The 25916-nt window shown below is 35.8% G+C and carries 28 protein-coding genes and 2 tRNA genes; 15 read left to right on the forward strand and 15 right to left on the reverse strand.

All coding sequences use genetic code 11. From position 1 onward, the window contains the following. Positions 1-40 precede the first annotated feature (40 nt). Together ABWU67_RS05640 and ABWU67_RS05645 are read right to left on the reverse strand one after the other, a co-directional pair. Entirely contained in the window at positions 41-370 is a 330-nt protein-coding gene (locus tag ABWU67_RS05640) for a TrbC/VirB2 family protein (RefSeq protein ID WP_209473270.1), read from the reverse strand. 95 nt (positions 371-465) lie between these two features. Beyond that, positions 466-810 carry a TrbC/VirB2 family protein gene (locus ABWU67_RS05645; RefSeq protein ID WP_209473268.1) on the reverse strand — a complete coding sequence of 115 codons (345 nt, stop codon included), beginning with the start codon at positions 808-810 and terminating at the stop codon, positions 466-468. A gap of 134 nt (positions 811-944) precedes the next feature. On the opposite strand from ABWU67_RS05645, the gene ABWU67_RS05650 reads away from it, so the two are divergent. Then, entirely contained in the window at positions 945-1760 is an 816-nt protein-coding gene (locus tag ABWU67_RS05650) for a YihY/virulence factor BrkB family protein (protein ID WP_341821999.1), read from the forward strand. Then, a complete protein-coding gene (locus ABWU67_RS05655; RefSeq protein ID WP_012673418.1) occupies positions 1747-2502 on the forward strand; it encodes an SDR family oxidoreductase in 756 nt (251 codons plus the stop codon). Before ABWU67_RS05650 ends, ABWU67_RS05655 begins: the two co-directional genes overlap by 14 nt. 124 nt (positions 2503-2626) lie before the next feature. Here the strand turns inward: ABWU67_RS05655 and ABWU67_RS05660 are convergent, their stop codons facing one another. Next, positions 2627-2800 (reverse strand): hypothetical protein, encoded by a 174-nt coding sequence (locus tag ABWU67_RS05660; protein ID WP_167471214.1) that lies wholly within the window; start codon positions 2798-2800, stop codon positions 2627-2629. 138 nt (positions 2801-2938) lie between these two features. Between ABWU67_RS05660 and carB the strand changes: the two genes are divergently transcribed. The 3 genes from carB (at position 2939) to ABWU67_RS05675 (ending at position 7365) form a co-directional block, all read left to right on the forward strand. Further along, complete coding sequence (gene carB / locus ABWU67_RS05665) at positions 2939-6394, forward strand: carbamoyl-phosphate synthase large subunit (RefSeq protein WP_341821998.1); 3456 nt, start codon at positions 2939-2941, stop codon at positions 6392-6394. Between the two features lie 376 nt (positions 6395-6770). Beyond that, positions 6771-7031, forward strand: coding sequence for an IS110 family transposase (locus tag ABWU67_RS05670; protein ID WP_010082049.1), 261 nt, complete (start codon positions 6771-6773; stop codon positions 7029-7031). After that, positions 6982-7365, forward strand: a complete 384-nt coding sequence (locus ABWU67_RS05675) for a hypothetical protein (protein WP_227738615.1) — start codon at positions 6982-6984, stop codon at positions 7363-7365. Before ABWU67_RS05670 ends, ABWU67_RS05675 begins: the two co-directional genes overlap by 50 nt. Before the next feature lie 174 nt (positions 7366-7539). On the opposite strand, the gene ABWU67_RS05680 is transcribed toward ABWU67_RS05675, so the two are convergent. From ABWU67_RS05680 to ABWU67_RS05720, 9 genes are all read right to left on the reverse strand, one after another. Further along, positions 7540-8520 (reverse strand): SGNH/GDSL hydrolase family protein, encoded by a 981-nt coding sequence (locus tag ABWU67_RS05680; protein ID WP_010082050.1) that lies wholly within the window; start codon positions 8518-8520, stop codon positions 7540-7542. 140 nt (positions 8521-8660) lie between these two features. Then, complete coding sequence (rpoD, locus tag ABWU67_RS05685; RefSeq protein WP_353281894.1) at positions 8661-10613, reverse strand: RNA polymerase sigma factor RpoD; 1953 nt, start codon at positions 10611-10613, stop codon at positions 8661-8663. A 138-nt stretch (positions 10614-10751) separates the two neighbouring features. Then, positions 10752-11063, reverse strand: a complete 312-nt coding sequence (locus ABWU67_RS05690) for a cation:proton antiporter subunit C (protein WP_006279706.1) — start codon at positions 11061-11063, stop codon at positions 10752-10754. After that, the gene (locus tag ABWU67_RS05695; protein ID WP_006279705.1) at positions 11060-11479 is read right to left on the reverse strand and encodes a Na(+)/H(+) antiporter subunit B; all 420 of its coding nucleotides are present in this window, start codon (positions 11477-11479) and stop codon (positions 11060-11062) included. Before ABWU67_RS05695 ends, ABWU67_RS05690 begins: the two co-directional genes overlap by 4 nt. Beyond that, positions 11472-11999: a DUF4040 domain-containing protein gene (locus ABWU67_RS05700; RefSeq protein ID WP_015589497.1), complete on the reverse strand. Its 528-nt coding sequence runs from the start codon at positions 11997-11999 to the stop codon at positions 11472-11474. Before ABWU67_RS05700 ends, ABWU67_RS05695 begins: the two co-directional genes overlap by 8 nt. A 1-nt stretch (position 12000) precedes the next feature. After that, entirely contained in the window at positions 12001-12288 is a 288-nt protein-coding gene (gene mnhG / locus ABWU67_RS05705; RefSeq protein WP_006279703.1) for a monovalent cation/H(+) antiporter subunit G, read from the reverse strand. Positions 12289-12294: 6 nt separating this feature from the next. Next, complete coding sequence (locus ABWU67_RS05710; RefSeq protein WP_353281896.1) at positions 12295-12540, reverse strand: monovalent cation/H+ antiporter complex subunit F; 246 nt, start codon at positions 12538-12540, stop codon at positions 12295-12297. Between the two features lie 28 nt (positions 12541-12568). Beyond that, positions 12569-12976, reverse strand: a complete 408-nt coding sequence (gene rpoZ / locus ABWU67_RS05715) for a DNA-directed RNA polymerase subunit omega (protein ID WP_264705819.1) — start codon at positions 12974-12976, stop codon at positions 12569-12571. A gap of 60 nt (positions 12977-13036) precedes the next feature. Continuing rightward, on the reverse strand, positions 13037-13333 hold the full coding sequence (locus ABWU67_RS05720; protein ID WP_010081926.1) for a helix-turn-helix domain-containing protein: 297 nt from the start codon (positions 13331-13333) through the stop codon (positions 13037-13039). Positions 13334-13769: 436 nt separating this feature from the next. On the opposite strand from ABWU67_RS05720, the gene purE reads away from it, so the two are divergent. Both purE and mutL read left to right on the forward strand, forming a co-directional pair. After that, the gene (gene purE / locus ABWU67_RS05725; RefSeq protein ID WP_341821996.1) at positions 13770-14261 is read left to right on the forward strand and encodes a 5-(carboxyamino)imidazole ribonucleotide mutase; all 492 of its coding nucleotides are present in this window, start codon (positions 13770-13772) and stop codon (positions 14259-14261) included. Positions 14262-14268: 7 nt separating this feature from the next. Continuing rightward, the gene (mutL, locus tag ABWU67_RS05730) at positions 14269-16095 is read left to right on the forward strand and encodes a DNA mismatch repair endonuclease MutL (RefSeq protein ID WP_353281898.1); all 1827 of its coding nucleotides are present in this window, start codon (positions 14269-14271) and stop codon (positions 16093-16095) included. Between the two features lie 565 nt (positions 16096-16660). Here the strand turns inward: mutL and ABWU67_RS05735 are convergent. Beyond that, positions 16661-16816, reverse strand: a complete 156-nt coding sequence (locus tag ABWU67_RS05735) for a hypothetical protein (RefSeq protein WP_353281900.1) — start codon at positions 16814-16816, stop codon at positions 16661-16663. A gap of 385 nt (positions 16817-17201) precedes the next feature. Here ABWU67_RS05735 and ABWU67_RS05740 point away from each other — a divergent pair, with 385 nt between their 5' ends. Further along, a complete protein-coding gene (locus ABWU67_RS05740) occupies positions 17202-19856 on the forward strand; it encodes a 2-oxoglutarate dehydrogenase E1 component (RefSeq protein ID WP_095742843.1) in 2655 nt (884 codons plus the stop codon). A gap of 350 nt (positions 19857-20206) precedes the next feature. On the opposite strand, the gene ABWU67_RS05745 is transcribed toward ABWU67_RS05740, so the two are convergent. Next, a protein-coding gene (locus ABWU67_RS05745) for an IS630 family transposase (RefSeq protein ID WP_156518142.1) occupies positions 20207-21066 on the reverse strand; the annotation gives its coding sequence in 2 pieces (ribosomal slippage) (positions 20207-20742 and positions 20742-21066; 861 coding nt in all). A 485-nt stretch (positions 21067-21551) separates the two neighbouring features. Beyond that, positions 21552-21624, reverse strand: a tRNA-Gly gene (locus tag ABWU67_RS05750). 180 nt (positions 21625-21804) lie between these two features. Between ABWU67_RS05750 and ABWU67_RS05755 the strand changes: the two genes are divergently transcribed. The 7 genes from ABWU67_RS05755 to ABWU67_RS05785 all read left to right on the forward strand — a co-directional run bounded on the left by ABWU67_RS05755 (position 21805) and on the right by ABWU67_RS05785 (position 25916). Then, positions 21805-22425 (forward strand): ribonuclease D, encoded by a 621-nt coding sequence (locus ABWU67_RS05755; RefSeq protein ID WP_010962900.1) that lies wholly within the window; start codon positions 21805-21807, stop codon positions 22423-22425. A 116-nt stretch (positions 22426-22541) separates the two neighbouring features. Then, positions 22542-22865, forward strand: coding sequence for a thioredoxin (gene trxA / locus ABWU67_RS05760; protein ID WP_209472576.1), 324 nt, complete (start codon positions 22542-22544; stop codon positions 22863-22865). Between the two features lie 42 nt (positions 22866-22907). Next, positions 22908-22984: transfer RNA gene (locus tag ABWU67_RS05765), tRNA-Ile, on the forward strand. A 78-nt stretch (positions 22985-23062) separates the two neighbouring features. Beyond that, positions 23063-23719 carry a CADD family putative folate metabolism protein gene (locus ABWU67_RS05770; protein ID WP_341821835.1) on the forward strand — a complete coding sequence of 219 codons (657 nt, stop codon included), beginning with the start codon at positions 23063-23065 and terminating at the stop codon, positions 23717-23719. Between the two features lie 39 nt (positions 23720-23758). Then, positions 23759-24145 (forward strand): dihydroneopterin aldolase, encoded by a 387-nt coding sequence (locus tag ABWU67_RS05775; protein ID WP_007548841.1) that lies wholly within the window; start codon positions 23759-23761, stop codon positions 24143-24145. Continuing rightward, on the forward strand, positions 24142-25443 hold the full coding sequence (folP, locus tag ABWU67_RS05780) for a dihydropteroate synthase (RefSeq protein ID WP_341821837.1): 1302 nt from the start codon (positions 24142-24144) through the stop codon (positions 25441-25443). The genes ABWU67_RS05775 and folP overlap by 4 nt, the downstream gene beginning before the upstream one ends. After that, positions 25437-25916, forward strand: a complete 480-nt coding sequence (locus ABWU67_RS05785) for a dihydrofolate reductase (RefSeq protein ID WP_341821839.1) — start codon at positions 25437-25439, stop codon at positions 25914-25916. The genes folP and ABWU67_RS05785 overlap by 7 nt, the downstream gene beginning before the upstream one ends.

Consider the following 25916-nt stretch of genomic DNA (forward strand, 5'->3'; position numbering starts at 1 on the left):
GTATCATTTACTTAAAATTTCTTTGAGGCTGTGATACCTATTATGTACATTTACCATTAGTCAACGTTTTACCAGTAGGGCAAGCAATCGCACCATTCTGACAAAACGTACCATCTGGTGTTATTTTTGAAACAACTGCAGGAGCACCAAAGAACACGGCAGTAAATGCACCGAGTGCAAAAAGCGCTGGCCACGGCATTCTCCCAAATATCGCAAGCAATGCTGCACCTATTATCACTATCGTGATCATCGGCCCGCCTATACCTTGGGTATATTGTACTATTTTGCATATCACTGTTGACGTTTCATCAGCACGCGCATCAAATGCGAAGGAGAGAATTATAGCCACAAGTAGAAGAAATTTTTTCATTATGCCTCCGATAATTTCTATTTAACGCTGGATTATCTATCATTTTGATTAAATTTGAGTAAATGATGCAGTAAGTACCATTTACTCAATGCTTTTCACTGACAAGTATATTTTCCATCTGCATCAGGTTTCAATGTTTTCCCAGCATCACACGTCTCGCACTTACTTGCTGTAGTTGGTGCTATTTTTGAAACAACGGCAGGAGCACCAAAAAACACAGCAGTAAATGCACCGAGTGCAAAAAGTGCTGGCCACGGCATTCTACCGAATATCGCAAGCAAAGCTGCACCTATTATCACTATCGTAATCATCGGTCCACCTATGCCGTGAGTATAGCTCATTATTTTGCATATCACTGCTGACGTTGCATCTAGCTCATTAGTATTTGCATCAAACGCAAAGGAGAGAATTAAAGCCACAAGTAGAAGAAATTTTTTCATTACGCCTCCTATAATTCCTGTTCTATGTTAAATTATCTATCCCTTTGATTAAATTTAAGTAAATGGTGAGGATTTTTTGCTTAAAAGTATCCTTTATTTCATTTAGAATACTTTTCTTGGTTCGTTTATATTACATGCTACAGAAATTTTACGGTATTGTTTATTGTCTTTATCGTGCTTTGATTGACACAATTTATAATGATGGAGTGGAGCATGCAGGGTATTTATCATTTTTAATTCTGTTATCAATATTTCCTTTTCTCATCGTTTTAATGGCTGTGGCGTCAACATTCGCAAATTTTTTAGACCAGTACAACATTGGCTGGGTATTTATCATTGATAACATGCCACAGGATATTTTATCATCTTTGATGCCGCGTATCAGAGAGATAATATCAGGCCCGCCGCAAAGCTTACTAACTTTAGCAATTGTAGGTGCTGTTTGGACCGCTTCATCGACAATTGAAGGGCTTAGAACAATACTCAATAAGGCCTATAAAGTTCCGGTTTCGCCGCCTTATATATTCAGAAGAGTACTAAGTATATTACAATTTTTAGTAATCACGCTTATTATAACTCTAACTATAGTGTTCTCTACATTAGTGCCAATGCTAATTGATTTTTCCTATCATGGACTAAGTTACACTAAATACCTACTCATTGAATTTGTACTTTTCACAGTAGTCTCTTGGCTATATTTTATGTTGCCAAACATAAAACAAAATTTATCAGACGTATTTCCTGGATCTTGTGTAGCTGTTATTCTTTGGACGATTTCTGCTTCAGCTTTTAAGCAATACTTAAAAGCTTCCTTTGACCAACTGGATTTGATATATGGAAGTTTAGGTGGTGTGGTAGTGTCATTACTATTTTTTTATATGCTAAGTTTGATTTTTATATATGGAGCAAAATTCAATTTTCAGCTAAAATATTTCAATGGATCTCGCTAAGGAGAAAGAAATGGGTAAGTTAGAAGGTAAAGTAGCTTTAATCACCGGAGCTTCAGGTGGAGTAGGCTCTGCTGTTGCAAAAAGGTTTATAAGAGAAGGTGCATGTGTGATTCTGATTTCAAGATCTCTTGATAATCTCAAGCCACTATATAATGAAATTGAAGAGCTTGAAGAATTTAAAGAAGGCTCTGTGAAACTAATTCAGCTTGATCTTTTAGACTTTGAGAATGTAAAGATACTGACAAACATGATAGAAAGCCTGAAATTATCAGAATCTGGAGCACTTGATATATTAGTTGCGTGTGCTGGAATTTTAGGCAAACTGAACCCCATTCATGACTGTGAGATTGAAGAGCTACAGAACGTAATGAATACAAATTTTACTGCCAATTGGTACTTACTAAAAAACTTAGATCCAATGCTAAAAAAGTCTAATGCTGGAAGAGCGATATTCATGACCTCAGAAGTGACACTTTCTCCTTCCTCTTATCCATATTGGATGCCGTATGCTGCAAGTAAAGTTGCACTAGAAATAATGGTGCAGATATATGCATCTGAGACAAAACATACAAAATTATGTGTAAATGCTGTATACACGGAAGGACCTGTGGGTAGTGAGCAGGCATTTCCTGGATCTGAATTGGTGTCACCTGATAAACTAACAGATAAATTTGTGGAATTAGCTTCTGAAGACTGCAGCATATCAGGAAAAATCTTACCGCTCAGCAAATCTCCCGAATAAATTACCATAGTATCTGCAAAGATACCGTTAAGCCCACAACTGTATGAACATTGTGATTTGAGAGTAATCTCCACTAGGAAGGATGTCATCCCAGTGCCTCTATGGTGTCATTCCAGTCTGGAATCTAGTCTTTATTATGCAGCCACTTATTTAAAGTTAAGTTTTCTGGATCCCAGACTGGGATGACACCTCTGGGCACTGCCGTCATAAAGGAACCAGTGTCAGCTACTTGAATGACATCATTTGCTGTGCAATTTACCTTCAAAAATGAATGTTTGTACAGCTGTGTGTCAAGCACTGGAATCTGCCACGCAAATTGCAATGTTCGTACAGTTATGCGTCAAGCCTAAAAGTAATTAGCTAATAGGTTTAATAAAAATTCACATATACAGGAAAGATTGGTAACATTACTTGAATAGAGACCGTTATTGTAATTATGCCGAAACGCACAGATATAGAATCTATATTAGTAATAGGAGCAGGCCCAATAGTTATAGGTCAGGCATGCGAGTTTGATTATTCCGGAACGCAAAGCTGTAAAGTATTAAAAAGTGAAGGTTATAAAGTCATTTTAGTTAACTCCAACCCCGCAACTATAATGACAGATCCTGAGTTTTCTGATGCAACTTATATTGAGCCGGTGCTGCCTGAAATCATAGAGAAAATTATAATTAAGGAGAGGCCAGACGCAATATTGCCAACAATGGGCGGGCAAACAGCGCTCAATTGTGCAATAAAACTTGCAGATGATGGAGTGTTAGACAAATACAACGTAGAATTAATAGGGGTAAATAGAGAAGCAATAAAAAAAGCAGAGGATAGAGAGTTATTCCGTCAGTCCATGGATAAAATAGGGCTAAAATACCCCAAAAGTATCATTATAAAAAATCAAGAACAAATAAGAAAGGCTTTGGATTACATTGGATTACCAGCAATCATCCGCTCGTCATTCACCCTTGGTGGTGCAGGTAGCGGCATAGCATATAATAAAGAGGAGTTTTTCAATATCGCAGAAAGTGCTCTCAAAATTTCGCCAATAAATGAAGTTCAGATAGATGAATCAATTATCGGCTGGAAAGAATATGAAATGGAAGTTATCCGCGATTGTAAAGATAACTGCATAATAGTCTGTTCGATAGAAAATGTTGATCCGATGGGAGTGCACACTGGGGATAGCATAACTGTTGCTCCTGCTTTGACTCTGCGTGACGTAGAATACCAACAGATGAGAAATGCATCTATAGCAGTGCTGAGAGAAATTGATGTTAGTGCCGGTGGTGCAAATGTTCAATTTGCAGTGAATCCTAAAGAAGATGGAAGCCTCGTTGTGATTGAGATGAATCCAAGGGTTTCTCGCTCTTCTGCACTTGCTTCGAAAGCAACAGGCTATCCTATTGCAAAAGTTGTAACTAAACTTGCTATTGGCTATTCGCTCGACGAAATACGTAATGACTGTGCTCCAATAATACCAGCAGCATTCGAACCAGTGATTGATTATATCGTCACTAAAATTCCTCGATTTGAGTTTGAGAAATTTAAAGGAACGAATTGTGAACTATCAACCTCCATGAAATCAGTGGGAGAAGTAATGTCTATAGGCCGCACTTTTAATGAGTCACTGCAGAAAGCTTTTCGTTCACTTGAAACTGATCTTACAGGACTTGATGAAGTATTTCCTGAGAACATTGATATTGATCACGTAAAATCTCAATTAGCAAAATTGCTACCAAACAGATTACTGATTGCTGCTGACGCAATGCGCCACGGAATTAGCATAGAAGAAATAAATTCGATTACAGGATATGACTTATGGTTTCTGCAAAATATACAGCAAATTATATTAACTGAACAAAAAATCAAGGAAAATGGATTTCCTGGAACTGCGTACGAAATGTTAGAGATGAAAAAAATGGGATTTTCAGATGCAAGATTGGCAAAGTTAAGTAATAGACCTACCTCTGTCATCCCAGTACCCTCTAATGTCATCCCAGTGCGTGACACTGGGATCCAGCCAGCGTTATACGCTGGAGATCGAGTAAAACAAATCGAAGAAATAAGAAAAAAATTTGGCATTAAACAAGTTTATAAACGCGTAGACACCTGTGCAGCTGAATTTGAATCGAGCACTGCTTATATGTATGGCTGCTATGAGGGTGATGTTGAAAATAAAACGGAATGTGAGGCGAATATTTCTGACCGAGAAAAGGTTGTCATTTTAGGAAGTGGTCCAAATCGCATTGGTCAAGGTATTGAGTTTGATTATGCATGCGTACATGCAGCTTCTGCCGCCAAAGAAATGGGGTATGAAACAATAATGATCAACTGTAATCCCGAAACTGTCTCAACTGACTACGATACCGCTGATCGTTTATATTTTGCACCACTCATTGCAGAGGATGTGCTTGAAATACTAAGTAAAGAGCAAGAAAATGGCACACTGGTTGGTGTAATAGTTCAAATAGGTGGTCAAACACCTTTAAAGTTAGCCAAAGTGCTTAACGAGAGAGGTTTCAAAATTTTGGGAACTTCGTTTGATTCTATTGACCTTGCAGAAGATCGCATGAGGTTTAAAAACCTTGCTTTGCAACTTAATTTAAAACAACCTGAAAATTCTATCTGCCATTCAGTAGAAGAAGCGTTAACCAACGCAGAAAAGGTGGGGTTTCCACTAGTAGTCAGGCCATCATATGTCCTCGGCGGTCAGTCTATGTCGATTAGACACGATACTCAGAGCTTTAAAGAGTACGTCTTAGATCAAACTAAAATCTTTGAGCATGGTTCGCTGCTTCTTGATAAATTTTTAGTCAATGCAGTTGAGGTTGACGTTGATGCTGTATGTGATGGGGAAAAAGTTTTCATTGCAGCGGTCATGGAGCATATTGAAGAAGCTGGTATCCACTCTGGTGATTCAACATGCTCAATACCGACAAATACATTGAGTGACGAAGTAATAAAAGAGATCGAGCTCCAAACTGAGAGAATAGCATTAGCATTAAAAGTGAAAGGTCTGATAAACATTCAGTTTGCTGTTCAAGAGAATAGACCTCTTGCAGAACCTGTTTGTGATGAGAAATCTTTAGGAAAAGTGCAGATGAGCACCACAGAATACTCGAATGTATTTGAGGAGCGCAGACAAGCTTTGACGACAAAATTGCCTTCAGAAATCGAGTTATGCAAGAGGTCTAGTGATGTATACATACTTGAAGTGAATTTAAGGGCTAGTCGAACCGTTCCTTTTATTTCCAAGGTAATAAATATTCCTATTGCAAAGCTTGCCACTCAGGTTATTTTGGGTAAAAAATTGAATCAGGAAAACAAGCCTTTCAATCATTTTGCAGTTAAAGCTGCTGTTTTTCCATTTACCCGCTTTGCAGGAGTTGATACTTTACTTGGTCCTGAAATGAAATCAACAGGAGAAGTGATGGGAATTGACTCATCATTTGAAGCTGCACTTGCAAAAACGCACATGGCTGCAGAATACAAGTTACCAACAGAAGGAACAGCTCTGGTTTCAGTAAAAGATGATGATAAAAAGTATATATTGCCAGTTGCACGAATGTTGAAAGAACTGAGTTTTGAAATATATGCCACCAAAGGCACAGCTTCGTATCTGAACAATAACGGCATTGCTGCACAAGCTGTAAATAAAGTAAGAGAAGGCAGACCCCACATAGTTGATATGCTCAAAGATGGAAAAATAAATCTAGTGATTAATACTTCAAAAGGTGTAAAGTCAGTCTCAGACAGCAAAGATATCAGGAGAACTGCTATTTTGCAAAATATAGCTTACAGCACCACAGCTTCCGGAAGTAAAGCGTTAGTGCTTGCAATTCAATATGTAAAGAATAGCAAACTGGAAGTGAAATCATTACAGCAGATACAAAACGTTTAAATATCAAAACTAGAATAATTCACTCTCAAAATGCTAAAGAGAACATAATAAAAAGATGGAAATTTTGAAGGAAATAGTATACCTAAAGAATCAACTAGCGTAATTGAACAGCCAAATGCTGCAACGAATGCTCCACAATCTCACCTAGAGGACACTTCCCTTATATGTTAAGAACAAGTCTTTATAAATATCAAAGTAGTGAGATTAAAGACACACAGAGAAGAGGAATCGTCACGCCCCTTGATTATAAGAATCGTTGTTCAGCAAGGTTCTCTTCTCTGGTTTATTATACTGAAAGTTCCGAACAACTGATTGAGCTTTTAGGCTCGTATATAAGGCTGGAAAATGCAGTATATGTTATTATTACGGAGGAATTATGAATTCATCAAACATTATTGCTGGCATTGATGTTAGCAAAAGTAAATTAGATCTCCACATTCACCCACTTGAGCATTATAAAATATTTGAAAACAATGTACAATCCATTGATGAAATGCTGGACTTTTTACGTTTGCATAATGTAACCAAAATTGGTCTTGAGGCAACTGGTGGATACGAAAAATTATGTGCCTATACTTTACTAAGCAATGGTTTTGAGGTGTACGTCATTCAACCAAGGTGGGAGAGACTATGCTAAAAGCCTTGGTATTACTACAAAAACTGATAAAATAGACTGCAGTATCATCTCACGTTATATTAATAATACAGATATGCGTGTTACTCCTTTAACAGTTAGTAATGGTAATATTGATTGCTTGAAACAAAAATTATCTCGTAGAAACCAACTTGTAGAAATAGCAAAAATACAAAAAACCCAAATCCAACAGGTAACTGATACATCTATAATCAAACAAATAGAGGAACTTCTTGCAATTTTACGTAATCAAATTAAAACTTTAGAAGATGAAATGATTACATTTATCGATCAAAACCAAGAGCTTAAAAGAAAATATATATCAATAACTATATAGTAGCGGGATGACGGTTTTTCAAATTATCGGTAAATCTAAGTCAGTTTAGCTATAGGCAGCAATTTTCTGTATTTATTTTAAATTGAAGAAAGCTCAAATGAAAGATCGTGTTTTGCTAAAAATCACAGAATGCAGTCTGGTTACTATTTAAAAGGATATGTTCAAAAAACTGTGTCAAATCAACTCATACACTTCATTACCAACTTCATGATGAAGTTCCGCAGTTGGATGGAAATAATCAAAAAAGAAATAATCCTTTAGTGTTTCTTTGCTACACCCAGGGTTATAGTGAACGTCAAGTTCCCCTTTAAATATCAACTTTAAGAGTATTTTTATATTTTCTTTAAATCTCCCAACTTGGTCTGCAATGTTCGATGTGCATGCATCTTGACAATTTAAACCTTTGCTCTTGTATTCGCTAAACATACTTCTCATTTTAGAGTTAAGATCAAATGCTTTTATTTCAAGATTTGTACTTTTCTTCATATAATCTAAGCCTTTAGCCAGTTTTGCATTGAAACTCTCCGTGAGCTTTGTAGCTAGTTCCCTTGCTTCTTCATCTCTATTAAAAGCTGGTATTGAGCCAACTTCAGGTGCATTTGCAACAACTACATGCTTAACACCATGTTCATTTAGAACCTTAAGTGCATTACATATTTCACTCACTGCTTGTTCCAACACTTCTTCCGCTTTAGTATCGTCATAAGCAGTGGCAACCATAACATCATTTCCGCCGATTATGATGCAAAATAAATCTTCTTTACCTATATCTGGATGATGTTTAATTACCGCATCTAGCTGGTTAGCTAAACGAAATTTATTGAAGAAATAAGAAAAAATAGGGTCAAAAATTTCAGATGCTGTTGCATATGAAACTGCGTAATTCTGACCTTGCTGTTCGTGGCATCTCCCAAAAAATGAATAACTCCACCCAGGTTTAAATTCATCTAAATCTAAATATTTTGCTATATATTCAACAGCAGTAGGGCCATTGCTAAAAGATCTTCCTTGATAAAAAGGATCATCAAATTTTACGCTTTTTGCAAAGGATAAATTATTTAAAATTCCAATGATTGCGCCATTATCGGATAAGCTATCACCCAGAACATAAAAATTTCTATACTTTGAATTAGAATTGTCATTTTTGTTTGTCATAATATTTACCGTAGATTAGCATGTTGTTTCATTAGATTCATAGAAAAAGAAAAATAGCGGTGAAATTATACAACTTTGGCCTAACTTGCTCTCCACTTTTTCCGGACAAAATCAGCTTCTTCTTAACTTGACACGTATACTTAAAAGAACCCTCTAAGTTTTCTAGCACGGCTTGGATGTTTCAACTTGCGCAGTGCTTTTGCCTCTATTTGCCTAATTCTCTCACGTGTTACATTAAAAATTTTTCCTACTTCTTCTAAGGTATGTTCCTTCCCATCTTTACCAAGGCCAAAACGCATTCTTAAAATTCTTTCTTCCTTTGGTGTTAAAGTTGCAAGAACATTGGTTGTAATGCCACGCAAGTCAGCAAGTATTGCAGCATCCTCTGGCCTGGAGACTCGCTTGTCTTCTATACAATCACCAAAGGTACTACTATCATCTTTTCCTGTTGGAGCTTCAAGACTTACTGGATCCCTTGCTATTTTCATAACTTTGCGTATTCTTTCCAGTGGCATTGTCAGTTCTACACTCAATTCCTCTAACGTCGGCTCTCTTCCCATCTCATGAGTCATCTTTCTTAATGCTCTGTTGATTTTACTGATAATTTCCACCATATGAACTGGTATTCTAACTACTTTAGACTGCTCAGGTATTGCTCTAGTGATTGATTGTCTTACCCACCAAGTGCCATAAGTTGAAAATTTATATCCACGTTTGTAATCAAACTTATCCACGGCCTTCATAAGACCAATATTGCCTTCTTGTATCAAATCAAGCAGATCAAGGCCTCTTTTTGAATACTTCTTAGCAATGGAAACTACTAGCCTTAAGTTAGCCTTAATCATTTCTTGCTTTGCTTCAGAGACTTCTCGTTTGTGTTTTTGTATTCTCTTGATTAGCTCCTTAAATTCTTGTACGTTATCTTCCTGTATATGCTGCTTAATACCGTTCAAGGTACTAGCTATATGTTCAGAGTTATCGTCTATAAACCTTAAAAATTTGTTTTTTAATTCACCTGTAAAAGAGGACTGATTTTCATTGATCTTTAAAAGACTTATCTTTTTCAATTCGTGCTTTAAAAGCACGTCATCATAAACTTTATAGAAACTTTCTCTATCGATATCGTATTTTCTAGCCTCAGCAATAAGATTAGCCTCTTCAAGCGTAATGGATCTATTTATCTTATAAAGTTCTTGTGTAATTCTGGCAACAGCAGCATCACTTAACTTAATTTGTAATGCTATAGACCATATTTGATTATACAAATTTTCTAGCTCATTAGAGAAATTTTTAGAATTTTTTCTTAATATCAACGCTTCATTTGTTAAAGTAATTATCTCATCCAATGCAACTATGACCTTTGGCAATAAGTCACTTTCCATTTCAAGAATAGAAACATTTAAATTGACTGAACTTATATCTTCATTATTACCGTCTTTCTCATCATCACTTTTTTTACTATCTTTCTCATCATCACTACAGTACTCAGCATCTTCAGAAACATCCTCAGAATCCTCAACATCTTCAGCACTTTCTTCACTCTCTTCACTTTCTTCTTTGGGTACCACATTAAAATCAGAGTTATAAATTGCATCCAGATCTATAATTTCTCTCAGTAAGAGAGCTCCATTACTTAAATCATCACGCCATACTTTTATCACCTTTAATGTTACTGATGTTTCAATTATTGCACGTAACATGTTATGCTTTTCAGATTCAATTTTTTTTGCTATCTCGATTTCATCTGCCCTTGATAAAAGCTTTACGGAGCTCATGTCTTGTAAATAAATCCTCACTGGATCATCATTTTGTACTAAAGTTGCAGTAACATTTGGCGATGTGTCATCATCATCAAGTTTACTATCATCACTGTTGGAAGGAATATCTTCTTCATCTTCGCTACTTTCAAGCACATTAATTCCGGAATCCTGCAATAAAGATATAGCATCATCTATAAAGTCAGACGAAAAATTTTCATCTGATAATTTATCATTTATATCATCAAAGGTGATAAAACCACCCTTTTTTATACTCTTAGTTACCAGATCTTTGATAATTTTTTTCTTATCTTCTGCATCATTAATAGTTGACATCATTACCTTTATAGTTTATAATTTTATTTCTTATTAACAAACAAACTTACAACGAGCAAGTCTATAATTTTACTTTTAACTTGTGGCTATTTGTTACTTCATATAGTTTAAGATACTGTTAATTTATGTACACTTGTCTTAATCGATTGTTCCATACTTTTCTTCCATTTTTACTGCTATGGATAATCCAACTGAAAATGTTGCAATTCCAACCACTATAGCAGTAAGCATTAAAACATGGGGTATAGGATTGCTATATGAATAAAAATTTGAAACCAATATAGGAGGCAAGGAACTTTTTATATATCCTAGAGATATGTAAAATAACAAAACAGATGCTTGGAAGACGCTTACCCCTATCATTTTCTTGATTAAATTTTTATCGTTTATAATAATATATAAACCTAGCACCATTAATACAATAATAATCGTATAATTATATAAAGTCATTGTTTTTTCCTACGAGCAAAATTTATATATATAATTAACATAGAGGAGCAGACAGTAAATGCTACACCTAATTCCACCAAAAAAATACCTAATTTTTGACCGGTTCTATTATTGGTTAACAAGATATCATAAGATAAAAAATTTTGGCCAAGTAAAGTTGTTGCAACGCCCGTTCCTCCATAAATTAAAATACCTAACACGTTAGTCAATCTAATCACAGAATAAGGTATTGCTTTTAGAGTTGTAGATACACCAAATAGCATTGAATATAATATTATCCCGGAGGCAATAATTATTCCTGCTTGAAAACCTCCACCCGGAGTGTAATCACCGTGAAATTGTATGTATAAACCAAATAAAATGATAAAAGGTATCATCAAAAATGTTACTGCATTTAATATCGGATCTTTAATCATTTTCTTTTTCTTCTTTTAATATCAACGTTATACAAAGCGCAGCAGTAAAAACTACTATAGTTTCTCCAAACGTGTCATAACCACGAAAGCTTGCCAAAATAGCTGTCACTATATTAGGAATACCGGTAGCTTTTTCGGTATTTTCCACATAATAAGGAGCAACATGCAAGTGGATCGGAGCATTGTGGCTGCCAAAATCTGGCAATTGAATCATAAAATATGACAAACATACAGCCAGAAATAACATAAAAAAAAGCGTTATAGGGTTATGAGATAGATTTACTTTATGATTCTTTATCAAGGAGAGTGCTGCAAACGTAAAAACTGTACTGAGCCCCGCACCAACAGAAGCTTCAGTAATTGCAACATCAGGTGCATTCATAATTAAGTATATAAGCGCAATCAGTGAACTAAATACACACATTAGAACAGCACTTACGACTAAATGTCGCGAGAAAACTATAAAAACCGTAACTGTTAGTAACAACAAAAGTAACACTACATTTAATATTTCTAACACCTTAGCCTTCTTTAACAGTTTTTTTCTTAACTTTATAATGAGTGCGCGCTAAAATATAGCTATTAGTTGAGTTAGCTACCCATATTATAAAAATTAATAATACTATTTTAACAGTATTGATTGAAAATCCATTCTGCAAAGCAAAACCAATTAACAATAACGTTGCACCGCTAGAATCTGTAATACCTGCTGCATGTAACCTAGTATAGAAATCAGGAAATCTGATCACCCCTATATTTGAAATAATTATCAAACAAATACCTAAAAATATGAAAATGGATCCTATCATAAATTATCAAAACAACATTAATCTCATTAGTGCTATAGTTGATATAAAGCTAACGCTAGCATACAACAATGCTATATCAATTAAAAAAAAATTATTCAGAATGATTGATATTGCTGTTATAAGTACAACTACTTGCGTTGAGAAATTATTGAACGCTAAAACCTTATTGTACACATCATTTGACTTAGACACTATGTAACACAACATTACACTCATACAGAACAACAGTGTATAGATAGCAATGCAAATCATTTAAAGACTATGTAACTTCAGTAGATTTCTAAACGGATACTTCTTCATCGCCATCTTGATCATTTATTTCATCATCTATTTCACCATCCACTTCATAATCTTGGCTTTCTTGACTTACATCAAGATCTGTGTTATCAGAAAAATTTAATAAATTCGCTAGCTTACTTGTATTACTGCTGTAAACATTATTCATATTTCCTTTCATGTATTCCTTGCATCTACCTACCAAAAGGCTAAACAGCTCATGAGTATCCACCTGTTTTCCTGCTATTTCATGTAAGGAAACTATGGTATTTTTATGACCTTTAAACTTAGCTGCTTGAATTGGATTACTTGCCCCTGTATTTAAATCATGTGTTCTTTGACTTGCCAACAGAACCAATTTGAAACGGTTACTTACCCGTTCTATACACTTTTCTACAATAGACTCAGCCATAAGATACTACCTTAATAAATTTTATACTATATCACAAAAAACAAGTTGTCAACTTTGTATCTATTGCGATTCAACTTCATGTTTTACTTTTTCTGCCTCAGATTTTATTTCTTGGCTTTCTGTCATCGTGATTGTTATCTCATGATCAAGTTTTTTTAGAAATCCTAACAATCGCTCTAAAGAAAAACCATCTATTTTACCATTTTTAATTTGCGATACCTTTGGCTGATCAATACCAAGTTTCTCAGCTGCAAAAGCCTGAGTCCAAGCATTTTTTTCTATAATTTTATTTATTATATAAAGCAACTTTGTTTTTATTCCTGCACTGTCTAAGTTATTTAACGATATTATTTCCATAATTCTTACACTCACATATCAATTAACTTTATTAAATATTATAACATAATATTTAATATACCAAGATATTAATATCATGTAACTTGTCAATAATTATATGATATCAATATTTAAAACTTTAAGTTGATTATATATTAATATTTTTATCAAATTTCTAGTAATTTTAAATTACCATTTTACCATCAGTCTATCTGAAAAAACCATTTATAGAAAGAACAAGCTAAGATTACAAAGCTTGAAATACAAAAATAATTATTTTATAAATTTATCTTACATAAGAAGTTTATATCTCTATATCTTAACATAGATATTTATTTAAATTTTTAAAATTTCTATTTTAACAAGAATTCTATATATTATATTTATAATATAATTTAAATATTTGTTGCTTTTTAGCTGGAACATTATTTAGTTAGTAAGTAAAATTGTGTTGAATATGACAAAAATAAAAAAAGATGTTGCTGTTATTATGGGAAGTGAGTCAGATTACACCACTATGGTCCATACTGTTGATATGTTAAAAGCATTAGAAGTTTCACATGATATATTCATAATATCTGCACATAGAACACCAGAAAGGCTCTTCAATTTTGCTAAATCTGCACAAGAAGAAGGTTTTAAGGTTATTATAGCTGGTGCAGGAGGTGCAGCTCATTTACCTGGTATGGTTGCGTCACTAACTTGTTTACCAGTTATCGGCGTTCCTGTGCATAGTAAACAATTAAATGGGCTGGACAGTCTACTCTCTATAGTTCAAATGCCAAAGGGTGTTCCAGTTGCAACCATGTCTATAGGAGAAAATGGAGCATATAATGCTGCCATTACTGCCATATCTATATTGTCAATTTCCAACAGTGAAATTGCAGGTAGGTTAAAAAAGTGGAGAGAGAAACAGACCAAAGAAGTAAAAGAAAAACCAGTTTCATAATAAATCTATGGCAATAACTCTTTTAGACACAAAAACCATAAACCGTATAGCAGCGGGGGAGGTGATAGAAAGGCCAGCAAGTGTAGTAAAGGAATTAGTGGAAAATGCAATAGATGCTGGAAGTTTAGAAATAGAGATCAAAATAGAAAGTGGTGGGCGTAACCTTATTATTGTGACAGATGATGGTAACGGAGTAGAAAAAAACGATTTAGAACTTGCGTTTATGCGCCATGCTACTTCAAAATTGAGCGATAGTGAATTAATAGAAATCAAGCATCTTGGCTTTAGAGGAGAAGCTCTGCCTTCAATAGCAGCAGTAAGTAGGATAAAATTATCGTCTAAGGCAAGAGAAGCAAATGAAGCATGGTCTATAAGTTATGAGGGTGGAGAGAAAATAGGGGAGCTAACTCCTTACCCTTTATCACAAGGGACACATATTGAAGTACGAGATTTGTTTTTTGCCACTCCAAATAGACTAAAATTTCTAAAAACCGAAAGAGCAGAAACTCAAAGCATTGTTGATATTGTAAACAACCTAGCAATGATTAACTATCATATAGGGTTTACTCTCACTTCAGGTAATAAAAAGCTCTTAAAATACGCTAAGCAGACTTCGTTATTTCATAGATTGTGTGAAGTAGAAGAAGAATTTCAGGGCAATTCTTTGGAGATCAATGAAGAAGAAGACGACATTAAACTTACGGGACACATCTGTAAGCCGACCGTCAATCGTGGTAAGTCCACTCAGATCTATACGTTTGTTAATGGAAGGCCAATCAAAGATAATCTACTTATTGGCGCAGTTAGGTATGCATATCATGATTTTATTCCAAGCGATAGGTATCCTTTTACAGCGTTACATTTAGAGATACCTTATGATCAAGTAGATGTAAATGTGCATCCAAATAAGTCAGAAGTAAGGTTTCAGAATAAGAAGCTCATATATGAGATAATGACAAGAGGATTAATTAAAGCATTGTCAAGAAGGATAGGCACTTTTCCAGCGCATGACCAGAAAATGGATTCAACATTGCCGGATCCTTTTGATAAACCTAATGTTCAAAAAGAATTTTATGAAAAAAGACCAAGTCCTTTTAAAAATCAACTAATAAAAGAATTTGCTTCTCCAAATGAAAAAGCAAAAGGCTTATCAGAACAGTCAAAATCGTTTGATTATACCGGCATACAGAAATTTCCATCACAAGCGGAGACTATGGTTCTGGAAAAAAAGGTGTTAGAGCAAGTTGATTTGATAGAGAGCCACCCGCTCGGGTTTGCACGATGTCAGGTCTATAATACTTATATTATTGCAGAGGTAAGGGACAAATTGATTATAGTCGATCAGCATGCAGCCCATGAAAGACTAGTATATGAATGCTTAAAACAAAAATCAAGTATAAAAAGACAAAAACTGCTTCTTCCTGAAACGGTTGAAATTAAAGATCAGGCTGGAATGGAGATGATTGAAATCTATAAAGATAAGTTATTTGAAATGGGTTTTGATATTGAAATCAAATCAGAGAATAAAGTGATAGTAAAAGAAATCCCTGCAATCTTGGGCACAATAGATGTGAAAGAGATGCTAATTAACATAATTGATAGATTAACGGAAATAGAAGATACATTGCCAGTAGAAGATAAAGTGAACAAAATATTGGCCACTATCGCTTGTCATGGATCAATTAGAGCGGGTAGAAAAATGAGGTTAGATGAAATGAATGAGCTGCTGAGACAAATGGAAAAAACCCCATATTCCGGGCAATGCAACCACGGAAGACCAACTTATATAGAAATGAAACTCAGTGATATTGAAAAACTTTTTGAGCGTAGGTAATGAGGTTGCCATAAATATGTAAGTGCTCCTTTCTCGTCATCCAAGTAGCTCATAGAAACGAAAAAACTTCCTTGACAAACTCCGTCAGCCCCTTTATCATGAAACTGAAGCTATTTATTTATCTTCGCAATCTGTGCAGGTTAATGACAAAAAACTTAGGGTATTTGGCGTCTCATATTTAATTTTTCGCACTACGTGCATCGCATGTCTTTAAAAATTTCTGGGTTTTTACCTATATAAGCCGAAACGCGCTTACAAAGCGTTTAAGACAGCAAAAAACGTCAAATTGACAAGGGAGAATTTGAATACTAGCTACCCTAGGGTTTCTTTGCCTTTTTTCCTGCTTGGTAAATTTCTTAAACACTTGCGGTGTAGGTTAGTTGCAAGTTAAAAGCAGCTAAATCGCTCTTAATCAAGCGTTTTAGAATAAAAAAAACGCCGATATTTTAGTACATGGTAAATAGCCAACCACCACGGGGCTTCTTTTGCCTTTTTTTTCGCTTAGTAAATTTCTTAATGTTTATAGCTAAACGACAACCGTCATCCCGCTACGTGTTAGCGGGATCTATGTTAAGGTATGACAGTTAAGTAGGGGATCTATGTTAAGAGATACCGCGAATGAATCGCGGTATGACGGTTTGCGGCGGCATAGTATAGCCTTTCTTATAATAGTCCGAATGCGATAAGATATGTGTTTATGGCTATAGCAGGCCAGTAGCATATTACGGTCTGTTCGGATTATTGTAAAAAGAGCTATAATTCGTCATCCCGCTACGTGTTAGCGGGATCTCTTGTTAGCGCCGCGGCGGTATGACGTCTCGCTTGCAACCTATAGCTTTGTCATTCCAGTGCTCCTTTTTTTGTCATCCCAGTGCCTTGACTATTTGGATCCAGAAAACTTAGCTTCGAGTCAAGTAGGCTGCAAATAAAAACTGGATTCCAGCGTCACGCGCTGGAATGACAACCTGACAATCGTCATCCCGCTACGTGTTAGCGGGATCTATGTTAAGAGATACCGCGGCGGTATGACGTATAGAAACTAAAAAAGTTCTTTTTTAAAAAACTTAAGTTATACTTATAAGTATTTGATACTTTTTATAGTGATTATGTCGAGTTTAAGCTGCCTTTATGGTGATAATGCAGAATTTGTGGAAGAAATGTATAGCCGTTATTTGCAGGGTGATAAATCAATCGGGGAGGATTGGTATAGAATTTTTTCAAGCAATTTAGAAGTTAATAAAGCGGAGACCTGCGGTGCACAACATGTAACTAAGGTGGATGATTCAGTTTCTAGTTTAGCAAATTTTTTCAGATCTTACGGTCATTTTTTTGCGGATCTTAATCCGTTATTACCCAATGTGAATAAGGAAGTAGATTATCAGAAATATTCGAATCTATATCCGGCAAGTGACGCTGGAATCTATAGAGATATTTACTGCAAGAACATCGGTTTTGAATTTATGCATATCTCCTCTTATGAGGAGAGGATGTGGCTGCAGGAAAAGATCGAAAATCAAACCTATACGCTGAGTTCACAAGATAAAAAGGAAATACTGAGGCACTTGATCGAATCTGAGATGTTCGAGCAATTTCTCCATATGAAATTTCCTGGATATAAACGCTTTTCTATTGAAGGTGGAGAATCAGCTATCGTTGCAATTGAAAAAATCATTAGTGATTCTACGGTTTTTGGTATTGAAGAAATAGTCCTTGGCATGGCTCACCGCGGACGACTCAATGTTCTAACCAAAGTGATGGGGAAAGAATATGCGGCAATGCTGTCTGAATTTCAAGGCAATCTTGCATACCCAAGTGGTCTTGAGGTGTCCGGTGATGTTAAATATCACCTTGGTTACTCTTCTGATCGAGCACTTTCAGGTGGCAAAAAAATACATTTAAGTTTATGCCCTAATCCATCTCACCTTGAAGCGGTAAATCCGGTTTTGGCTGGAAGAATAAGAGCAAAACAGAATATAAGATCTGTGCTTGGCATATCAATTCATGGTGATGCGGCTTTCATCGGTCAAGGAGTGGTTGCTGAAACTTTAACCTTAAGCAATATTGAAGGCTATAAAGTGGATGGCATTGTGCACATTGTCATTAATAACCAAGTTGGTTTTACTGCTAACCCATGTTGCGCACGATCCTCTTTTTATTGCACTGATATAGCAAAATCAATAGAAGCTCCAGTGTTTCACGTCAATGGAGATAACCCGGAAGCTGTGAGTTTTGCTACAAGTCTGGCGATGGAATATAGGCAGAAATTTAAAAAGGACGTAGTAATTGACATAATGTGCTACCGCAAATATGGCCATAATGAAGGTGATGAACCGAATTTCACTCAGCCACTTATGTATAAGGCGATATCAAAGCATAAAACTCCTGGAACATTGTATGAAGAAAAATTGACTGCAGAGAAAGTATTAGATGGCGATGAAGTAAATAAATTGCGTAGTGAATTCAGGGCAAAATTAGATAAAAGTCTTGCTGAATCAGCGGCTTACACTCCAAAAAAAGCTGACTGGTTCGGTGGAGTGTGGTCAAAATTAAGAAGAGCAAAGCTGAACGATTTGAGCGAATACTACACGGATTCTGGTGTTCCGCCAGATGAGCTGAAAAAATTAGGTGTGCGTATAAATAGCAATATCCCAAGTAACTTTAACATTAACAATAAGGTTAGAAAAATACTCGATGGCAGAATAGACAGCATAAATTTTGGTAGTAATATAGACTGGGCAACTGCCGAAAGTCTTGCGTTTGCATCACTGCTCACAGAAAGAATAGGAGTGCGTTTATCAGGACAAGACTCTGGTCGTGGAACTTTCTCGCACCGTCATTCAAGGCTTGTTGATCAGGTAACAGAAGAAGCATTTATTCCGCTAAACAATATAAATGAAAAGCAAGCTCACTTTGAGGTCATAGATAGCGCACTATCTGAGTATGCTGTAATGGGCTTTGAATATGGATATAGTCTTGATTCTCCGTATTCACTGGTGCTCTGGGAAGGACAATTTGGTGATTTTGCAAACGGTGCGCAAATTATGATCGACCAGTTTATCGCATCTGCAGAAACAAAGTGGTTGCGATCAAGCGGTCTAGTTTTATTGCTGCCTCATGGTTATGAAGGACAGGGACCTGAGCATAGCTCCGCACGTATAGAGAGATTTTTGCAACTCTGCGCAGAGGATAATATGCAGGTAGTTAATTGTTCCACTCCGGCGAATTACTTCCATGTCTTACGCAGACAAATGCATAGAGACTTTCGTAAGCCTCTGGTAGTGTTTACACCTAAATCGCTACTGCGCCACAAAAGAGCAGTATCTAACCTATCTGATTTTGAAGGAAAATTCCTCACAGTAATTCCAGAATGTAGAACAGGTTTAGTTTCGAATGATAAAATACGTAAAGTTGTAATATGCAGTGGTAAAGTTTATTACGACATATGTGAAGCACAAAAAATAAACGATATAGCAGTAATACGTTTGGAGCAATTCTATCCTTTTCCTGCAGATAAACTAAGTAATGAACTTGAAAAGTACAAAAACGCTGAAATTATATGGTGTCAAGAAGAACCAAAAAATATGGGAGGATGGTTTTTTGTCAACCCATTGATAGAAGAAGTGTTATCTAATCTCGATATCCAAGCAAAAAGACCTAAGTGTATCGCAAGACCTGCTGCTGCATCTCCTGCATGTGGTTATGTTAGTGTTCACACTCAGCAGCAGGAGGAGATTTTAAAGCAGGTTATGCAGGGGATCTAGCACAATTGTGCAAATATTGAAGCGAAAGCTGGCAAGCGAACATTGTTCATCAGATCTTGACGCTGGGCACTGCAGCCAGGCGCAATAGAAAACGCATTACACCAATAAAGCCCTTTTGGTACTCAAGCAAATATAAAAGATTTTTATTCTATTAAAAAAAATTTAATTTTTATTAAAATTTTCATTTATTTTTATTTAAAAAGTAAACATTATTAATATTTACTTTAATTAATATAGGATATATATGAATACAAAAATATTTGAGATGTTAATAAGGAGAACTGGTCTACGCAGAGATAGCAAAGCTGAGATCATACAGTTATAGCATTTCTCATAATAGTCCGAATAGGTCATAGGAAGGCAGAATCAACAGCACGACGAAAGGATTCGAATAGAGGAATGTTTTTCCTGGCTCTGTTTTTTATAGCAAACCAATGATGCTCAATTTTGTTAAAATCTGGAGAATAAGGCGGCAGATACAAAATTTCTGCACCGACTCCTTTAGCGAGCTTGATAAGCTTATCAGACTTATGAAAAGTAGCATTATCAAGAATGACAGTTTGTCCAGGTTCTAAGATCGGTGCCAAAAATTGCTCAAACCATCCATTAAAAATATCCATATTACAGTGGCCTTCAAATGTTAATGGAGCAACTATCTTTCTTCTACTTAAGGCTGCAACCATGCTGATTCGTTGAGTTTTTTTTCCAGATTTTAGGGCATAAAATCGCTGTCCTTTCTGGCAATACCCATATGGATAGTCCTCCGTGTTATCAATCCCAGACTCATCTATATACACTAAGTTTTCTGGTTCTTTTGTTGCTATAATTTTTAAGAATTCAGCACGTTTTTCTTCGTTCCTTTCCTTGTATCCATATGTCTTTTTTTGCGCGTAAATCCAATTTTTCTGAGAGCTCGGTGGATCGTTTGGATACTAACGTTGCCCCAAAGTTTAGCCATTTCCGACAGAGTTTTTCTACCGTGTTTTTTAGCAAATTCGATAAACTTATTCCAGTCGATAATTTTCTGATTGTAACCTCCATTACCGAGTTTTTTTGACTGAAAGTCGCCTGTTTCTTTTTTTCTTTGCTGCCACTCCCACAAAGTAGTTCGTCCAATTTTAAATCTTGCTGCCACTGCTTCTCTGCTTTCCCCTTCGTCTAGTGCTTCCATTGCTTTTTTTCTTAAATCATAACTATATGCTGCCGGCATCCAACCTCCTTATCGCCATCTATCCTTAATCTTATCATATCCGGACTTCTGTGGAAAGAGCTATACTTACATTATACTTTCAAGTATGGCGTTTTTTTATTCTAAACGCTTAATAACCGCGATTTAGTTGCTTTTAAGCCGCAACTAATCTAAATTATAAACATTAAGAAATTTACTAAACAGAAAAAAAGGCAAAAGAAACCCTAGGGTAGCTAGTTATTCACTATCCATTTTTTAAATCGGCGTTTTTTGATGTTTTAAATGCTTTATAAGCGCATTTCTGCTTATATTAGGTAAAAACCTAGAAATTTTATAAAGACATAAGGTGCACATAGTGCAAAAAATTAAACATGGGACGCCAGATACGTGAGTTTTTTTGTCATTTAATCTGTACAGAGAAGATAAATAAATAGCTTCAGTTTCATGATAAGGGGGCTGGCGGAGTTTGTCAAGGGATTTTTGACGAAATGATTTTGAAAGCAAAGAGCGGGAGAAGGGGTTCGAACCCTCGACCTCAACCTTGGCAAGGTTGCGCTCTACCAACTGAGCTACTCCCGCAATTAAATTAACCTAAATTTACTTAATTATAGGCATATACAGCGATTTGTAAACCCCGTGTACACGAAAAATGTGAGAGCCCATAAATTTGCGTGGTTCCTTCTATGATCTTTTCGTATACTTAAGACTCATTTTTGATTATCATAGGTTTTCGATTGTGCCAAAAAATGTATTAATTTTATGGGAATATTTTTATATAAAGACGACTTGCCAGCTAGTTCAATACCAGATGATATAAGGTCTATAGCTGTTGATACCGAGGCAATGGGGCTACTTCATAGCAGAGATAGATTATGCCTTGTGCAGCTCTCTTTTAATGATGGCAACGCTCACTTAGTTCAACTCAAGAACGATTATACAGCGCCAAATTTAAGAAAAATATTAGAGGATAAAAATATAACTAAAATATTTCACTTCGCGCGATTTGATGTGAGCATAATACGTTATTACTTGGAAACTTGGGCACTTCCGTGCTATTGCACAAAGATAGCTTCACGTTTAGTTCGCACTTACACAGATAATCATAGCTTAAAAGAGTTGTGCTTAGAGCTGCTTGATACCAAACTAAATAAGCAGCAGCAATCTTCTGATTGGGGAAATGAAAATTTAACAGACAAACAAAAAAGTTATGCTGCATCTGATGTTTTGTATCTCCACAGGATAAAGGAAAAGCTAGACTTAATGCTGGAACGTGAAAATAGAAAAGAATTGGCCCAAAAGTGCTTTGAATTTCTTCCTACTCGTATTGAGTTAGACTTAATGGGTTGGGAAAACGTGGATATCTTTAACCACCAGATGTAATAGGAGTTTTTTGTTTGTGCAAAACACTTTAGGGCAATTTTTCAAGCTCTGCGGTAAGAATTTAGTTGATTAACTGCTAATAGATACGCTATATTTTACAAAAATTTAGGTATTTTATGAGTGATGATATTACATCGGTAAATGATCAAAATTTCAAATCTGAAGTCACTGACTATAAAGGGTTTGTTCTGATAGACTTTTGGGCAGAATGGTGTGGGCCATGTAAAAGTCTAATGCCACGTATTGAACAATTGGCTAAAGACAGAAAAGGCAAGATTAAGATCTGCAAATTCGACATAGATGAAGGGACTGAAGTGCCAAGTAAGTATGGGGTTCAATCTATACCTACTTTGATTATATTTCAAGATGGTAAGGAAATTGCACGCAAAATTGGTGCAACAAATGATCTGCTAAGTTGGGTTGATAGTGAAATAAGCTAATAGACAAATTTGCTTTTGTGTGTATTATAAATATTGATAAAAGGGATTGTAGCTCAGTCGGTTAGAGCAGTTCGCTCATAACGAATTGGCCGTAGGTTCGAGTCCTACCAATCCCACCATTGTATTGATCTTAGCATGATCGTAACAATGAGAAAACTATAGTATATGAGCTATATATTAATGTAATGGGGGAAATGATGGAATTTACTAAGTCTCTAAATAACAAGTTAGATGAATTGCACTTACTAAATCATCCATTTTACCAGTCATGGAATACAGGAAGCTTAAGCTTGCAAGCTTTACAAACCTATGCTAAAGAATATTATCACCACGTTGCTGCGTTTCCTCGTTACATCAGTGGTATACATTTTCTGTGCCCAGATCTAAAAATGCGACAGGTTTTACTTGGTAATTTAATAGAAGAGGAACAAGGTGATGAAAATCATCCAGAGTTATGGAAACGTTTTGCTGAAGGGCTTGGCGTTGCGCGATCTGATCTTCGTGAAAGTGCACAGATTAAGGAGACACAAGAATTAATTGATGGTTACTTTGACATTGTAAGATCAGGTTTTGCAGCAGGTCTTGGAGCCTTGTACGCTTACGAACGTCAAACTCCAGAGGTTTCCAAGTCTAAAATTGAAGGTTTAAAAAAACACTATTCAATAAGTGATGAGCGTTCTCTTCAATTTTTTACGGTCCATATGCATGCTGATGAATGGCATTCTGAGGAGTGTGCAAATCTTATTGAAGACCTAGATGAAAAAGAGCAAGATAAAGTTATGAAGGGTGCTCAAAAGGGAGCAAAGCTCTTGTGGGGTTTTCTTGATGGAATGATGAATGCTAGCGTGTGTTAGTAGTTGTAAGTAGCTTAAACTCAGTGATGTTGGAATGCAATGTCTGCATGTAATCTTCTTATATCTGACTTACGGCTTTGGGTTCATTTAGGCTATAGTGCAGAAGAGAAGTATCATTCTCAATTAGTTAGTGTTAATATTGATTTTACCTTTAAATCCCCCCCTTTAGGACTTACAACTGACCGGCTTGAGGATACTATATGCTACTTGGAGGTAGTTCAGAGTATTCAATCTCTCGTTCAAAGCAAGCAATTCAACTTAATCGAGCATTTAACTCATGATATATACAGGACCATTAATAACCTTGTGATGCAAAAAAAGCTTATTATTTCTTCTATAGGCGTAACTATTCACAAAGTTGCACCACCTGTCCCCAGTGTGCATGGAGGTGTTTTCTTTACTTATCGTAATGCGTTGCAAGAATGATTTACATTTCTATTGGCTCAAATATGGGGAATCGCTTTTCCCATTTACAAAAGGCTGCTCAGTTACTGCAGGAGCGCTATTTTAAAAATTTAAAATCTTCAATTATTCTGGAAACTAAGGCTATTTTACCAAATGATGCTCCACCTGGGTGGGACAGGCCATTTCTAAATATGGTTGTGTATGGAAGTTGTTCTTCTTCTCCTGAAGAGCTGTTAAAGGGCCTTAAACAAATTGAATGTGACATTGGCCGTCTGCAGGTCTATGAAAAATGGGCACCTCGCGTTATTGATTTGGATATTTTGTTATGGGATGACCTGACACTTGATACATCCTACCTTAAGATTCCTCACCCAGAATTGATAAACAGACCATTTTTGCTTCACTTGATGGCAATGCTGAGCCCTATGGATAATACTCCAATAATCAACAAAACGTTCGGTACTGTTGCTTATGATATCCCTAATATTCAAGATTGTTTTTTAAAGAGTTTTACGCTTTCGCCAGAGCTTGTGGGTATTGTCAATATTACTCCTGATTCATTTTCAGATGGTGGTCTTTATTATGATGCAGATCAAGCAACCAAGCAGGCACTGCGGCTGTTATCAGATGGTGCAAGCATAGTTGAACTTGGTGCTCAATCAACAAGACCTGGCTCCTCAATACAAACTCCAAAAGCAGAATATGCACGCTTAAAACCAGTGCTTGATGACCTTAATCAATATATGAAAGTTGGTGACATTAAAGTCAGCATTGATAGTTTCTGGCCAGATGTTATTTTGAATGTTTTGGAGCACTACAACATTGCCTGGGTAAATGATCAGAAGGGAGATCTAGATGATAATACCTTAAAAGCGATTGCTAGCAGTGGATGTAGTATCGTTATTATGCATTCACTCTCCATACCACCACATAGTGACAACATTATCCCAAGTGACATTGATCCAATTGATACCATAAGTAATTGGGCAGAAAGGAACATTAATAGATTACTAGCTCTAGGTTTTGATCAAAGCTCGATCATTATTGATCCTGGTATTGGTTTTGGCAAATCTATGTACCAGAATATCCAGATTTTACGCAGTATAGAAACGTTACAAAATTTTGGCTGCAAAGTTCTGGTTGGTCATTCTAGAAAGTCATTTATTTCTTCTTTTTCTACAGAACCTGTCTTTAACCGAGATTTAGAAACAATTGCTTTATCATCTGCATTGCACAACAAGGTTGATTTCCTTCGAGTGCATAATGTGCGTGATCACATGCGATTCTTTGTAGCTCAAGCTGCTTTACAGGGATGCTAGTTATCGGAATTATGGCTGTTGATCCCAAGGGGGTAATTGGAATAAATAATGGATTGCCCTGGCATTATCCAAGTGAGTTAGATCATTTTCGTCAGGTGACTGACAAACAAGTTATTGTTATGGGAAGAAAAACATTTGAAACTATGCCTCAAAACATATTGAAGGATCGTATCCCTGTTGTTTTTTCTCGTAACAAATTAAATTCTTGTTTTAACAGAGGAGTAAAATGCACTATTATTTCTTCTATGCAAGAGTTTTTGTCAATCCAAAGTAATTCTAAAGTCTTCATGATTGGTGGAGCACAAATAGCGCATCTTTTTTTGGAGTATGATCTAATCTCAGAATTTATCATAACAGAAATTCACAAACCCTATAAAGGTGATGTATATTTCAACTTAACACTTCTTGATGGATGGCATAAAACTATTCTCACCAAAACGAAAGATTATACTATATGTAGGCTAATACGTTAA

The sequence above is a fragment of the Wolbachia endosymbiont (group A) of Aleiodes leptofemur genome, assembly GCF_964028465.1.
Lineage (GTDB): Bacteria > Pseudomonadota > Alphaproteobacteria > Rickettsiales > Anaplasmataceae > Wolbachia > Wolbachia pipientis.